Origin of the sequence: Cytobacillus eiseniae (assembly GCF_017874625.1) — a bacterium.
Taxonomy (GTDB): Bacteria; Bacillota; Bacilli; order Bacillales; family Cytobacillaceae; genus Cytobacillus; species Cytobacillus eiseniae.
Genome location: NZ_JAGIKZ010000003.1, coordinates 46,222 through 61,066, shown reverse-complemented (window position 1 = coordinate 61,066; position 14,845 = coordinate 46,222). Strand labels below are relative to the sequence as shown.

The following is a 14,845-nucleotide window of genomic DNA, read 5'->3' as shown; positions in this document are numbered from 1 at the left end:
AGCTACTTTACTAGCCCTTGTATATTACTAACTTTATCAAACAAGGAACTAGCAGTCTCCCTTAATACTTTATTTAATTCCTCTATATTTCTCTTTCCTGTTTCCTGCAGCCAGTCACGTCCTGCTTTTTCCCCATCCTCAGCAAATTGGGCTACACCATCCTTCCAAGTTGCCCGCCCACATAATACTCCATTAAAAGTAGATCCCAACTTTTTTGCAAATATTAATGTTTCCTGGAATAGTTTTGCACTTACACTGGCACTTAAGGCAGTTAAAATTCATTGCACTCACTTTTTCACATTAATTATCCTAGGCATGATAACGGCAAACACCATCCAAATAGGTCGCAATTAAATCAAGTCCAGGATTTAACACGATAAAATCGGCATCATACCCTTCTGCAATCTTTCCGCATTCATGATCAATCTGAACACTTTTAGCAGGCACTGTACTTGCCATATAAATCGCCTCTTCTGGTGTAGCAATCCCCCACTGAACAACATTTTTGACGGCATCCTTTAATTGCAGAATACTTCCTGCCAAGCTTCCGCCCTCCATGCGAGCAGCCCCGTCTTCCACAACGACAGGAAATTCTCCCAATTGATATGTTCCTTCTGGCATGCCTCCTGCCATCATGCAATCCGTCACCATAACCGTTGAATCTCTGCCACGGGCATTCATTAAAATATTTGCTGCAGCAGGGTGAACATGGTGGCCATCACAGATAATTTCGGCAAAAACATCCTTTAAGTTCATCGCCGCACCAGCCATTCCAGGTTCACGATGGTTCAGCCCACTCATTCCGTTATACGTATGAACAAAAATGGACGCTCCATGTTCAACTGCATGTTTCGCTTCTTCATATGTTGCATCACCATGGGCTAGTGCAATTGCAATATTTTCTTTCACAGCATATTCAATAAATTCTGCTGCTCCTTTTCTTTCGGGAGCAATCGCAATTTTTTTTATCAATTGATTTGATCGTTCCTGCCATTTTTTCAACTCATCAATTGACGGATCTCTGAAATATTTCGGATTTTGGGCCCCTTTATATTTTTCAGTGAAAAATGGACCTTCCAAAAAGAGCCCTTTGATTTTTGCCCCTTGCACTTTCGTATAATTATCCCCGATCATTTCAATCACTTTAGTTAACGATTCGTTAGAGCAAGTTAAAGTAGTCGGCAAAAATGAAGTAACACCGCAGCTTAACAGCCCTTCAGAAATTTGGTTCAATCCTTCAAAGTCATGATCCATAATATCGTGATTTTTAAAACCATGAATATGTGTATCTACTAAACCAGGAGCAATCCATTTCCCCTCATAATGAATGATTTCTGCTGCTTCAACGGGTCTATTTTCAGAAAAGACACCGAATTTCCCCTCTTTTATTTCCAGAAAGCCAGGACCTTCCACCTTGTCATCGAGAAAAAACTTCTCTGCAAAAATATAAGTTGACATTTTTCCACCTTATTCTTCTCATATACTATTCATATTCGTAAATGTCCACGCCTTTTACAACCCATTTCACTGTTCCTGTTGGCGAAGGTGTATCTGGGGAATTTCCTACCTTAATAGAAGCTAGGATTGAGACGGTCTACTCAACCATCACATACGGCAATGCCAAGTAAGCATCTGGTATCGATAAAAGCGAATACACAAATGCATCAATGTAAGTCGCCTCATTACTCCCACAGGCAAGGGTGATTGATCTAATACAATTGGTTTTGGTGCCATTTCCAAGCATCCGTTATAATCTGTTCTAAATTCCGTTCTGCTTTCCATCCCAATTCTGAAAAGATCTTTTCGGAAGAAGCAACAAGTCGTGCTGGATCCCCTGCACGTCGTTCAGCCATTTCGACATTCGCTTTTATTCCCGTTACCTTTTCACACATCTCAATGACTTCTTTTACAGAATAACCAAGCCCATTTCCTAAATTATAGATTGCTGCTGATTTCTTCTCTGATAATAATGCTTCAAGTGCTAGAATATGGGCACTAGCTAAATCATCCACATGAATATAATCACGAATGCACGTTCCATCCGGTGTTTCATAATCAGAGCCGAAAACAGCAATCTTTTCTCGATGACCTAACAGCTGTTGAAGGATAATTGGAATTAAATGTGTTTCGGGATTATGACTCTCACCAATCTTAGCGGATTCATGGGCTCCTGCCGCATTAAAATAACGCAGTGCTACATAATTTAATCCATACGCAGCATGGAAATCTGCTAAAATCTGCTCAATTAATAATTTTGAATGTCCATAAGGATTAATTGGTGATGTTGCTGTTTTTTCATCAATCATATCAACAGTAGGAATGCCATAGGTTGCTGCCGTTGATGAGAAAATAAAATTTTTCACATGATTCTCAAGCATTACTTTTAACAGAGTGAGCGTGGATGCCACATTATTTTCATAGTATTTGAGGGGATCAATGACCGATTCACCAACCAAGCTAAAGGCAGCAAAGTGCATAACAGCCTTGATTGGGTAACGCTTAAAAATCAGTTGCAACTCTGCTTCATTCCCAAGATTGCCTTCTACAAATATGGCACGTGAATCCACTGCTTCCCGATGCCCAGTTGATAAATGATCGAGGACAATGACTTCTTCCGTTTCTACTAGTTCCTTCACAAGATGACTTCCAATATAGCCAGCTCCACCAACAACAAGAATCATGCTTATCTCTCCTCAGCTAAAATTTCATTCTTTGGGTTCATTATAATATGATTAAAATAACGCTGTCACTTGCTGCTTATTTATCCTTTAAATAAACTTATAATAGACTATAGGTGTAGACGTACATAGATATAAGAATATCCATGATAACTCTCTTTTTAAAGATCCTATTCCCCCTGGATTTTTTTACTCAATAAAAAATAAAAGCTATGTGAAGAAAAGAAGTTCACATAGCTTTATATTTATATCGAGATTATTGTTGGCTGCGTGCTTCAACCAATTTCGCTACGTTCGGTGTTGTCCCGCCATCTACACGTAAATCTGTACCTGTAATATAGGAAGCCCCGTCGCTAATTAAAAATTCAACCGCTGTCGCAATTTCATGCGCTTCACCGAAACGCTGCAAAGGGGTGACTTGAAGCATTGCTTGCATCATAGGCTGAGCTTCTGCTTCTTGTTTCCCCATTGGTGTGTTAATGGATCCTGGCGAAACAGATACGATCCGCGCACCTTTTTGTCCCCAGGCAATTGCTTGCTCTTCTACAATGAGAAGCACACCTAATTTTGAAAGGGCATAAGCAGCACCTGCTGACTGATTTTGTATCATTGGCAGAAGTTGTCCGATCACATTCTCAGCTAACGGTTGTTTCAACCACTCAGTATAAGGTCCTTGGCGAGGCGCATTATAAGCACTCATAGATGCAATACATACTGCTACTGTTCCTTCTTCTGCTAATGGATAAAATGCTTCTAGCACAATGCCAGTCCCAACTAAGTTTACTTCTAAAATACGACGAGCATCTCCCATTGTTGGTGATAAACCAGCAGTATGAATAATCGATTTCAATTTACCTAATGAAGCTGCTTTATCCGCTAGCGCTTTTACGTTTTCACGATCTGTAATATCTACCGTTTGGTAATGTACGTCAGTAATCCCTTTTTTGGCTAATTCCTGTTTTGTTTGTTCCAGGCGGGCTTCATTCATATCCGCTAATAATATCGTTCCCTTTTTCCCAACTAACTCAGCAGTTGCTTTCCCCATTCCACCTGAACCACCAGTAATAACAAATACATGATTCATCCCTTTGACCCCCAATGAAAAACTTCAATTCATTTTCATTATAGCATTCAGAATTATACGCCTACTTAGACGATTCTATTATATCAATCTGATGATGCTTATTACAAAATATACTGCTTCAGATCAACCCTACTATATTTCCCCTTGTTTTATGCGCATAATTAACTCTTCAAGCCAATAGATCGTATGCTCTGTTTTGGTTGAAAAATAGCTGTTCAGAAATTCTCTAATCTTCTCGGAATCCTTGTATGTCTGTACATGATCAAATTGACTAATTTTCTCCCATCCAGCCTTGATCGTTATTAATTTCTTTTCGAGTATTTCTACAACTTTATCTGTTTCCACATACTTCAAATTTGCTAAGCCAACCACCATATCCGTAATCACATCAGCCTTTTCAAACAATTTATAGATTAATTTCGGCAGTTCTTCACGGCCTTTAGACGTAATCGCAAATACTTGCTTATCTGGCCGGTGTTCTTCTTTTATAATTTCCACCGGTTCAATTAACCCTTTTTTAGCTAATGAATCAAAATGGTAGTACAATTTACTTTCTGTTAATCCGCCTAGTTCGTCTAATGGAATCGGTTCTGAAAGTTGTTTCTTTAATTTATAAGGATAATTATTATCCTCCATTAGTTTGCTCAATATAAAAATACGAATGGACATTCTCTTTGCTCCTTCAAGAAGAACTTCCTCTTTATTCTAGCAAAACTAAGCAGTGACTTCAGCTGCGTTCTTAATACTTTCAGTTTCAGTCCTCGTTTCTAGCTCCTCAACAGGCACTGGTTTATGCAAAAATGTGACGATAGCGATATTAATTAGCATCGCAGCCGCACCAATTGCTACCATTGACCAAATATATGGGCTTGGACTAATGCTTCCATATAGGTTTGCAAAGTACGCTTGGACAGAGTAATACATTGGTGAAATATGGCTCATCCATTCATATGGCAAGTACATCATTTCACGTGTAATCGTGGCACCATTGGCGATTGTTTGCATTAATAAAATAGGCAAGTTCAAAATCATCCCACCCTCACCAACTAAGAAGATCAAAATCGCAGTGAAATTGAAACATACCATATAGTTTAAAATTTGTTGCCCTAGCAGACTAAAAAACAGGTCACCACTCGGTCCATCTACTAAATAGGTTATAGCTGCGGCAACTAGTGATGATACAACGGCAATCACTAATGCAGCCAATTGAACATAAATGAATAAACGAGTTTTACTTGCTCTTCCACGGTTTTCTTTAAATGCACTTATCAATTGCATCGCACCGATCATTGCAGCCGTGTAACCAGCCATTGTTAAGAACATTGGCAGCATATTATGATGCATGCCGTCTGGTATATCATTAATGGTAACGATATTTCCTACATAAGCTGTTTCAATCTTTTCTGCTAATTCAGCTGCTTGCTTTTCTGGTACATGTAAATTCATTAACACACCTTGAGCTGTTTGTTGTGAGAATTGAGCACTTATCTGGTTGTTAATTTGGGTAACGATGGAACTCATACTAGAAGAAACGACTGTTGCCCCTGCTTCATTCATTGTAAAGTCAATACTTGATGATGTTTTGCCTGCTTGCATATCCGCAGAAAAGGTTTCAGGAATGTGCACAACTAATGCTAAATCATTTTTTTCTAAATCCTTTAACGCTTGTTTATTCGTTAAATCTGTATTGATTTCTTTAAACGGCAAATTTTCTTGTAACTGATCGGCAACCTTTGCCCCGTATTCACCGGCATCATCATTAACAACGGCAATCGGCAGTTTATCGATATTTCCTGGAATCGCTGTATAACCTGGTAAGAAAATACCTAGCATGGCAAGGGCATAGAAAATCCCCATGATGATCGCAGCAATTGCCCCTTTTGTTTTTAAAAACTGAGTAAATTTCATGTAGTATCCTTCCTTATGTTGAATTAGATTCTATACTTCAATTAATGTACTTTAATTAGAGTACATTAATTGAAGTATTTACTATTTTAATCTTTGTACTTATATATTGTCAATTAAAAACTATTTGTATGGGAAAAACTTGTTTAATACTTGCCTTACTATGTTGAATATGGATTTTTACAGCAGGAGAAGCTTCATTCAAACACTCGCTGCTGTTGGCTCTAAGAAATAGAGTAAGCCCAAATCAATTTGATTTGGGCTTGTGGGACACCAGTTCCCTTATTTGTTACATTATGGGCTAGTTCTATATGTTTGCGGACATAGGTTCCGCTATTTAGATAAAAAGCAGTGATTCCTTGTGTATTTTCGTAAATAACGTACTCAGTGTCCGTTCCGTCCTTAAATGAAGGTTATTTAATCAAAATAACGGATCCAATGTCCACATATGAATGCAATAGAAAAAGCCCTAACTTCGGATAACTCCTCAAAAGTTAGGGTTTTTTGCTTACTTGTATGCACAGTTTTGCATGAGCATTTTATTTATGAATTTAAGCCTTTGATAGCCCCTGCTTTGTATCTCAAAAGTAAATTGAGCACAAACGTTTATTCACCTGTTTCCGCAAATGCTTTGATGCGGTCACCAATTTCATCACGCACCCGCTGGAAAAATGCCCAATTTTCCTCTTCTGTGCCGGCTGCCTTTGCTGGGTCATCAAATCCCCAGTGCTCTCGCTTCACATGTGGTGGCGTCGCCGGGCATTTATCTGCCGCATCGCCACATAATGTAACAACTAAATCCGCATGATTGAATATTTCAGGATCGATGATATCAGATGTTTGATCAGAAATATCTATATCCGCTTCCTTCATTGTCTTTACAGCATTCAGATTCAAGCCATGTGCTTCAATCCCAGCACTGTAAACATGCCAATCCTCACCTAAATAATGCTTCGCCCAGCCTTCTGCCATTTGGCTTCTGCAAGAATTTCCTGTACATAAAAAGTAAATTGTTTTTTTTGACATAAATGACTTCTCCTTAATGAATAATTAACAACCAAATGTAAAGGCCGACTAATGTAATAAACAGCGTTGGAATCGTTAGAATGATCCCTGTTTTAAAATACGTTCCCCATGAAATCTTCACCCCTTTTTGGGATAAAACATGCAGCCATAATAAAGTAGCAAGTGAACCAATTGGGGTAATCTTAGGACCAAGATCCGAACCAATTACATTTGCATAAATAAGCGCTTCACGAATAACACCTGTAGTGTTTGTATCCGCAATTGCCAGCGCATCAATCATAACAGTTGGCATATTGTTCATAACGGAAGAAAGAATCGCCGCGATGAATCCCATTCCAACTGTCGCAACAAATAACCCTTGATCTGCCGCTACTTGAATAAGATCGGTTAACAGATTCGTCAGCCCTACATTTCTTAAGCCATACACAACAACATACATACCAATGGAGAAAAAGACGATCGCCCAAGGTGCACCTTTGATCACCGTCCGCGTATTTACGGCATGGCTTCTCCTTGCCATGAAGAGGAAAAAGATCGCAACAATGCTAGCAATAATAGATACTGGAATACCTATAAATTCGCTAGCGAAATAGCCAATAAGTAAAAACCCTAACACAAGCCAAGATAAGCGAAACATTTTTGGATCCCGAATGGCTTCCACTGGCTTTTTCAATTGAGACATCTCATAATTTTTTGGGATGCTTTTACGAAAAAATAGATAAAGAACCAAAATACTTGCTGCTAATGAAAAGAAATTAGGAATGATCATTCTCGAAGCAAACTCCGCAAAACCAATTCCAAAGAAATCTGCTGATACAATATTGACTAAGTTACTCACTACTAGCGGCAGTGAAGTCGTATCCGCAATAAATCCACTGGCAATAATAAACGGAAACACCATTTTTTCATTAAAGTTTAGATTTCGAACCATCGCTAATACGATCGGCGTCAAGATCAGTGCAGCTCCATCATTCGCAAAAAAGGCAGCCACCAATGCACCAAGGACTGAAACATAGATAAACATTCGCACGCCATTTCCTCGAGCCGCTTTCGCCATATGCAGCGCTGCCCATTCAAAGAACCCGATTTCATCAAGGATTAACGAAATAATAATAATCGCAATAAAAGCTAATGTGGCATTCCATACAATCGACGTCACATCGATTACATCTTTAAAATCAACTACACCAATAACTAAAGCGAGGATCGCTCCCCCGCATGCAGACCAGCCAATGGATAACCCTTTAGGCTGCCAAATGACTAAAATAAGTGTGATCAAAAATATCACTGATGCTAAAATAACGGATGTCAAATTGTTTTCCCCCTGTTACTCACACGAAATACGTAAACCTTGTTCTTCTAATGCTTGTAATTTAAAATCCTGATTCGGAAGATGTTGAAGAATTTCTTTAACCATTGGATAATACTCGCTTTCTTTATTTAATGAATAAATAATCCATTGGCCCCTTCTCGCTTCTTTCACGATTCCTAAATCTTTTAACTTTCGTAAATGCTGACTAATTGCCGGCTGACTCGTTTTAAAGATCTCAACAAACTCGCAAACGCAACAATCATGAGACTCCAAAATTTTAACCATTGTTAGACGAGTTTTATCCCCTAATAATTTCAAGATCATGGAAGCATTCGTCAGATCCATAAGTGATTTTTGCATAAAAGACACCTCCTGCTATACATATAACAATCCACTTATATAATAATCTGCTTATATGTTTATTGCAACTGTTTTTCTATCACTCTTTCTCTCATTTCATTTGCGTGAACTTAATTCCGTATGTTGTTCTGGGACAGATTATAGAAGATTGGTATAATTAGTGATGTAAGTTTATATTTTATATGCAATAATGATTTTGTAGAAAGATACAATACAAACATAGTGAAAGTGGGAATCAGAATGGCAACAGGAACGCATACAGTAGAAATTCCAGTAGATGTACAAGCAGTTTGGGACTATGTGAGTGATCTTGAGAAATGGGCAACAACAGTACCAGCCTATAAGGAACATGAAATTATAAATGACAAGCAATCGATTTGGACATTTGAAGGCAATGTAAAAGGGATCAGAAAAACAATTCGAGCACAAGTCGATATTACGGAATGGAATGAACCTTCAACGATTACATTTGAGCTAAAAGGCTTATCTGATAATTTTACAGGGAGCGGTCACTTTACTGCTGAAGAAGTTAACGGAAAAACAACGATGACTTGTACAGTAAACGTTCATGCAGGTGGATTATCGGGTGCGGTATTAACACCTATAATTAAATGGGCGGTTCCAAAAGTAGCTACTCGTTTAACAGAATCGATTGCACGTAAAATTGCCGTATACTCCTAGTTTTCATTTTAACGATCAATAAAACGCTTGATCTAGTGAGTATAATGACAAATCAATCATACAACTTTGAAAGGACTACACTTACATGCTAAATATTGGAGTAAAAGCACCTGACTTTAAAGTCGATACCGTTTCTACATTATCAAGCTTGCCTATCGCTGCAACACTTGATGATTACAAAGGAAAATGGCTCATTCTATTCTTTTATCCTTATGACTTTTCGATCGTTTGCCCAACGGAAATTAAAGTGATGAATAATTACCTGCCTGAATTCAGCAAGTTAAACACGGAGGTTCTAGCAATAAGTACAGATAGCATATACACTCACCGCGCATGGCTAAAGGCCGATCATCCAAACGCGATCGGAGACATTGAGCTCACTCTTGCATCTGATTTTAATAAAGAGATGTCCGGCGCATATGATGTACTCGATCCATCCGGTGCCGCTTATCGTGCGATATACATAATAAATCCTGATGGAGTCATCGATTACGCCTCAATGACAAATACAAATGTTGGAAGAAGCGCAAAAGAAACCGTTCGAATCCTTCAAGCATTACAATCCGGTGGGATGTGTCCGATGGATTGGAGTCTGGGAGATAAGGTTATAGAGGAATAAAGCTTTAGAAGCTAGCAGATAATGCTGGCTTTTTATATAAAAGCAAAATCAGATTTATGCCAACAATTTGAGTCCTAGGGCAAAAGTAATAATTCCCTTAATAATTCTTAATGCTCTACGGCTTAACTGAATGATATTACAATTTGAATATAACTTTTTCAATATGACTTCAATCATAAGCTTTCCATCATAGGGAAGATCTTTTTCTTGGATTGGTTGCGGTGACTTAATTCTACCAAAATAAGGTCTTCCTTTTTCTATTGAAATTTCTATTTACACAAAATATTTTCTCTAAAAAATATTATTTAGATAAAAATAAAAGATCATCAAAGAAGCGTGAGGTTTGTCCCCACGCTTCTTTGTTATTAAGAATTAGTCGTGCTTTCTTTCTGTTTATCAATGAAAAAAGTGATTGGAACGAATAATAAAAAGGCAAGTAGCAGTAAAGTTCCCCCCACGATAAATAACACCATTACAAAGGTTTCATTCAGATTTAATGGATTTAAATTGTACATCCACATACCAACGGTTAATCCAACAGCACCTACCATTCCTAGAATACTGTGAATCGAAACAAGTTTTTTATATTTTATCGTATACACCTTATAAAAAATTCCCCACGCAAATACTGAAAGCCATCCTACTAGTAGGATATGGGCATGAATCGGTCTCAACGAATAATCCATATTTCCAGACATTTGAGAACCCAGAAACGTGCCGATTATACCAAATATAGCTGAAAATCGAATTAATCGTATACTCCAAGTTTTTTCCATGATCTATTCCTCCAATTTTTTATTTATTTTTGGGAGTATGATTGTGAATGTTGTCCCTTCACCAACCATGCTATCAACCTTGATTTCCCCTCCATGAAGGTCAATAATTTGTTTAACAATAGATAAACCAAGTCCTGTTCCATCCCTTTTTCTTGATGAATCAACACGGTAAAAACGCTCAAAAATTTGTGATACAGCCTTTTCGGACATACCGATTCCTGTATCTTTAAAAATGATCGTTAGGAAGGATTCATTCATGGATAAGCCAATCCAAATACTACCACCATGAGCATTATACTTTATTGAATTTGTTAACAAGTTATCCCATACGTTGCTCATAAGCTCTGCATCAACCTTCATCCGAATAGATAGTAGTTTATAAGAAACTTCAATCTCCTTCTCCTCTAATCGCCATTGATACCTTCGAATCGTTTGTTTAATCTGTTCATCCAATTGCACTTCTGAAACCCTCATCGGATAGGATTTCTGATCAAGAGATGTCAGAAGCAATAGCTGCTTCGTAAGATTTGAGAGCCGCTTTGATTCAAGATCAATAATTTGTAAGTATTCTCTGTTTTCACGCTCAGTAACTTTTTGTGACATCAGAAGTTCTGCATACCCCTGAATATTCATAAGTGGAGATTGAAAGTCATGAGACACATTACTGATAAATGATTTACGGGCTTCGTCATTATGCTGTAACTGCTTCTGCATTGTATTAAAACTCTCCACTAATTGCCCAATCTCATCGTTACGATTGATCTTTAATGGGTAATAAAAATTCTCACGTGTAAACTCTTGGGTTGCTTCTGTTAACTTTGTAATCGGCTGAATAAGATGCTTTGCCAATAGGATTACTCCACTAATACTAACAATCACAATTGCTACAAAGAACCATGCCAGTATCATATGAATATCTGAAAAAAGCAGCTTATTATTTGGACGTAAGAACAATCCATGTTGTTGCCCGTTCATATCGAATGGTACGCCTACCGTATTTTTTATATCATTTGAGAAATGTCCCATCATCAAAAACTTATGCGAAAAATGACTCATTCCATGATAGATTTCCTTATCTTTAATAACCCTAATGGCTTCTTCAGGAAGATCTGTTTTAGTAAAAGGCTGGCCAAAATAAGCTTCTTTTCCAGATTCGTTGACAACATAAATCTGATACCCAAGATCCCCAATCGATTCCAAGAAAGGCTCAAAGGAGGAGCTACCAGAATGCATATTCTCAAGATTTAATGCAATGTTATGTGCAATCTCTACATTTTGTCGATCAATCTTCTGTTTTGTTGAGGTCATGTAGAAAAAATTGGCTAAAATTATACCAATAGTAATACTAATTATTAAAATCAATAGCGTTGCAACAATAAATTTTCGATATAAAGTCTTCATTCAATTACCTCTAGCTTGTAGCCCATTCCTCGAACTGTCTGAATTTCCACCGATGCCCCATATTTTTTCAAACGATATCGGATACGATTCATATGAGTATTTAAGGTTTGTTCTCCCCCTTCATAATCAACGCCCCAAACTTGTTCAATTAGTATAGTTCTAGGAGTAATCTTATTCACACGTGAAGCTAATAGGCTTAATAGTTCAAATTCCTTTAAGGGGAGAAGGATGGTTTCTTGATTAATAATTAATTCAAAGTTCTTGCGATCGATCATGAGGTTCCCTACTTTAATGACAGTTTCCAGAGCACGTTCCACCCGACGCAAAATAACTGCAACACGAAACAAGAGCTCTTTCACCTCAAAAGGCTTGACGATATAGTCCTCAGAACCAGACAAAAAGCCTTGTTCCTTGTCACTAATCTGTCCTTTGGCAGTCAGAAGAATGACGGGAAGATCAAAGTCGTCCGACAATATCTTTGTTAATTCAAATCCATTCATCTCAGGCATCATAACATCGACAATCGCCAAATCAACTGTTTTTTCTTCTAAAAAGGCTAATGCTTCCCTGGCATGATTAGCTCTATATACTTTATAACCTTCTCGGCTTAAATGTATTGATACAAGCTGTTGTATATAGATGTCATCGTCGACAACGAGAATGTTCATATCCTAAACCTCCTAAAAGGGAGAATACAAAGGGAGCCCTTTGTATTCTTTTTTATTGACTATTATGCGAGGTTTGCTTATCTTTTTCAAATAATAGTATCAAAGCTGGAAGCAGCATTCCACGAACTAAAAATGTATCAATTAAGATTCCAATAGCGACTATGAATCCAAATACGAAAAGATCAGCAATTGGCATCGTTGTCAATGCCGCAAAGGTTGCAGCTAGAATGATACCCGCAGATGATATGACACCCCCAGTATTACGAATTGCGATTTCAAGAGCATCTTTCACTCGATGAGTCTTTCTCTCTTCTATAAATCTTGAGGCAAGGATGATGTTATAATCGATCCCTAATGCCACAAGGAAGATGAATGCATATACAGGTACTCGAGTACTTAATGCGTCATAACCAAATAAGAGATCAACAAGGAAAATACCAAGACCTAAAGCAGATACATAGGAAAGTAGGATTGTCGCCATCATATAAATTGGCATTTTCATTGAACGCGTTAGAGCAAATAAAAGAATTAGTATTAAGAATGTTTCTAATATCACAATTGTAAAGATATCTCTCGTATTAATATCTCGTTCATCTACAAGCTTTGCAGTTACTCCACTATAATGTGCTTCTCCAGAAATTGAAAGATTTTTTAACAGATTTGGTGTATCTTTACGTAACTCTTCAATAATACTCATAGATTCTGTAGAATATGGATTCGTTGCTAACACAACACTTAGTTTAAAATCCCTTGCGTCTTCAGTTTGTGCAGTCAGTCGGACTGAAGCAATTTCATCATATTCCTTTAATTTATCTATAATAGTAGTTATATGTTCTTGTCCTAGAGCTTCATCACTTTCGATTAACAGTGTTGCAGGTGCTAGTTCCCCTTTATCATATCTTTCTTCTACTATTTCATAACCCACTCGAGAAGGTAAATCCTCAGGAAACTTTTTGACAGTATCAAACTCAAAATCAAGATTAAACACATTAAAAGCAGTTACGAGAAGGAAAATACCAACAATTCCACCAGAAACACCAGGCTTGTTCACCACAAACTTAGCAATCGGCCCCCAGATGCCATGTTTTACTTCATTTTCTTGGCCGTACTTTGGAACTCTCGGCCAAAATGCTTTACGACCAAACAGCGTAAATAAAGCTGGCACCAACGTGATCGATGCTAACATAATAAAGAATATGGCAAGCCCAAAAATTGGAGCAAAGTTTTGATAATCACGGAAATTAGCAAAGAATAAGATTAGCATCGCTGCTAACACAGTACCCCCAGCAAAAAATACTGGTTCCCCAGTTGCACGCATTGCCATTTTCATTGCTTCATATTTGCTTTCAAACTTGTTGAGTTCCTCACGGTATCGGGAGAATACAAATAGTGAATAATCAATCACCGCAGCAAATAGCAAAATGCTCATAATTGAGGTTGTAGAGTTATTGATTTCTAACCCGCCCGCTCCTAGTAAAGCAATACTTTGATTTACAATCTGATAGACAATAACCGTAGCAAATAGAGGGATAAATGCAAGCAACGGTGAACGGTAAATGACAATTAGTAAAACTAAGATAATCGCAATAGTTGCAAGTAATAGAACAAAGTCTGCTTGTTCAAACAGCTTAAGTGTATCCCCAGCAATCCCAGCAGGGCCAGTAATATAAAAAGTCATATTTTCAAACTCATCTGCAAGATTATTCCCAATTTCTGATACCTTATCATTGATATCAGAATATTGGTCATTGCCAAGGTCCTGTTCCAATTCCATCGGAACAATCATCGTTGAAGCATCTTCAGAAATAAAGCCAGTTAATGCTTGAGGTGGAAGGACTCTGATATCAACGATCGTCTCAATTCCTTTAATATCTTCTGCTACTATTCCTTCTAGTATTTGAATGACCTCATCGGTATTGATGTCTCCTTTATCATTGTGAAAAACAAGAATTCCCGGTGTTCCTTGCTCGTTTGGAAATAACTCCTCTGTCTTTTTCTCAGCAATTATAGATTGGGCTTCATTAGGAAGCGACTGGAAATTAGTTACTTTATAATCACCAAGCCTTGGTCCTGCACTTAATCCGACCATAAGGACGAGCCAAGCGATGATCGTTATCCACATTCCACGTTTAGTTGAAACCCAATCTGTAATTGGGTATAACAGTTTTCTCAAAATGTAAACCTCCCTTTAAATGTTTTCGATTATTATGTTACTAATTGAATATAAATTTAATATCAACTTTTAGTTACATTTGTTGAAAAACTGTTTTTTTGTTAGCATAAGTATTCCTAGAGGATTCACTGATTCCCTTATTTAACCTAATTCAATATGCAT

The 14,845-nt window shown here is 37.6% G+C and carries 14 protein-coding genes and 1 pseudogene; 2 read left to right on the top strand and 13 right to left on the bottom strand.

Annotation, left to right across the window (positions count from 1 at the left end; translation table 11 throughout):
• Positions 1 to 2: 2 nt before the first annotated feature.
• The 9 genes and pseudogenes from J2Z40_RS04495 to J2Z40_RS04455 form a co-directional block, all read right to left on the bottom strand.
• Positions 3 to 266 (bottom strand): annotated as a pseudogene (locus J2Z40_RS04495) (tagatose-bisphosphate aldolase); the annotation flags it as partial.
• A gap of 43 nt (positions 267 to 309) precedes the next feature.
• Positions 310 to 1,458 carry an N-acetylglucosamine-6-phosphate deacetylase gene (gene nagA, locus J2Z40_RS04490; RefSeq protein WP_066397544.1) on the bottom strand — a complete coding sequence of 383 codons (1,149 nt, stop codon included), beginning with the start codon at positions 1,456 to 1,458 and terminating at the stop codon, positions 310 to 312.
• A gap of 251 nt (positions 1,459 to 1,709) precedes the next feature.
• On the bottom strand, positions 1,710 to 2,681 hold the full coding sequence (galE, locus tag J2Z40_RS04485) for a UDP-glucose 4-epimerase GalE (RefSeq protein ID WP_066397545.1): 972 nt from the start codon (positions 2,679 to 2,681) through the stop codon (positions 1,710 to 1,712).
• Positions 2,682 to 2,934: 253 nt separating this feature from the next.
• Positions 2,935 to 3,762 carry an SDR family oxidoreductase gene (locus J2Z40_RS04480; protein ID WP_066397548.1) on the bottom strand — a complete coding sequence of 276 codons (828 nt, stop codon included), beginning with the start codon at positions 3,760 to 3,762 and terminating at the stop codon, positions 2,935 to 2,937.
• A 132-nt stretch (positions 3,763 to 3,894) separates the two neighbouring features.
• Positions 3,895 to 4,431, bottom strand: coding sequence for a PadR family transcriptional regulator (locus tag J2Z40_RS04475; protein ID WP_066397550.1), 537 nt, complete (start codon positions 4,429 to 4,431; stop codon positions 3,895 to 3,897).
• A 45-nt stretch (positions 4,432 to 4,476) separates the two neighbouring features.
• On the bottom strand, positions 4,477 to 5,670 hold the full coding sequence (locus tag J2Z40_RS04470; RefSeq protein ID WP_066397552.1) for a YhgE/Pip domain-containing protein: 1,194 nt from the start codon (positions 5,668 to 5,670) through the stop codon (positions 4,477 to 4,479).
• A 603-nt stretch (positions 5,671 to 6,273) separates the two neighbouring features.
• Positions 6,274 to 6,693 (bottom strand): arsenate reductase (thioredoxin), encoded by a 420-nt coding sequence (arsC, locus tag J2Z40_RS04465; RefSeq protein ID WP_066397554.1) that lies wholly within the window; start codon positions 6,691 to 6,693, stop codon positions 6,274 to 6,276.
• Positions 6,694 to 6,706: 13 nt separating this feature from the next.
• Positions 6,707 to 8,005 (bottom strand): arsenic transporter, encoded by a 1,299-nt coding sequence (locus J2Z40_RS04460; protein ID WP_066397556.1) that lies wholly within the window; start codon positions 8,003 to 8,005, stop codon positions 6,707 to 6,709.
• 15 nt (positions 8,006 to 8,020) lie between these two features.
• Positions 8,021 to 8,365: an ArsR/SmtB family transcription factor gene (locus J2Z40_RS04455; protein WP_066397559.1), complete on the bottom strand. Its 345-nt coding sequence runs from the start codon at positions 8,363 to 8,365 to the stop codon at positions 8,021 to 8,023.
• Between the two features lie 240 nt (positions 8,366 to 8,605).
• Between J2Z40_RS04455 and J2Z40_RS04450 the strand changes: the two genes are divergently transcribed.
• Together J2Z40_RS04450 and J2Z40_RS04445 are read left to right on the top strand one after the other, a co-directional pair.
• A complete protein-coding gene (locus J2Z40_RS04450; RefSeq protein WP_066397562.1) occupies positions 8,606 to 9,046 on the top strand; it encodes an SRPBCC family protein in 441 nt (146 codons plus the stop codon).
• An 85-nt stretch (positions 9,047 to 9,131) separates the two neighbouring features.
• On the top strand, positions 9,132 to 9,665 hold the full coding sequence (locus J2Z40_RS04445; protein ID WP_066397567.1) for a peroxiredoxin: 534 nt from the start codon (positions 9,132 to 9,134) through the stop codon (positions 9,663 to 9,665).
• A gap of 365 nt (positions 9,666 to 10,030) precedes the next feature.
• Here the strand turns inward: J2Z40_RS04445 and J2Z40_RS04440 are convergent, their stop codons facing one another.
• From J2Z40_RS04440 to J2Z40_RS04425, 4 genes are read right to left on the bottom strand one after another with little or no spacing between them, the layout of a single operon-like run.
• Positions 10,031 to 10,441 carry a hypothetical protein gene (locus J2Z40_RS04440; RefSeq protein ID WP_066397572.1) on the bottom strand — a complete coding sequence of 137 codons (411 nt, stop codon included), beginning with the start codon at positions 10,439 to 10,441 and terminating at the stop codon, positions 10,031 to 10,033.
• A gap of 3 nt (positions 10,442 to 10,444) precedes the next feature.
• Positions 10,445 to 11,842 carry a sensor histidine kinase gene (locus J2Z40_RS04435; protein WP_066397574.1) on the bottom strand — a complete coding sequence of 466 codons (1,398 nt, stop codon included), beginning with the start codon at positions 11,840 to 11,842 and terminating at the stop codon, positions 10,445 to 10,447.
• On the bottom strand, positions 11,839 to 12,510 hold the full coding sequence (locus J2Z40_RS04430) for a response regulator transcription factor (protein WP_066397575.1): 672 nt from the start codon (positions 12,508 to 12,510) through the stop codon (positions 11,839 to 11,841). The genes J2Z40_RS04435 and J2Z40_RS04430 overlap by 4 nt, the downstream gene beginning before the upstream one ends.
• A gap of 52 nt (positions 12,511 to 12,562) precedes the next feature.
• On the bottom strand, positions 12,563 to 14,683 hold the full coding sequence (locus tag J2Z40_RS04425; protein WP_066397577.1) for an MMPL family transporter: 2,121 nt from the start codon (positions 14,681 to 14,683) through the stop codon (positions 12,563 to 12,565).
• Positions 14,684 to 14,845 lie beyond the last annotated feature (162 nt).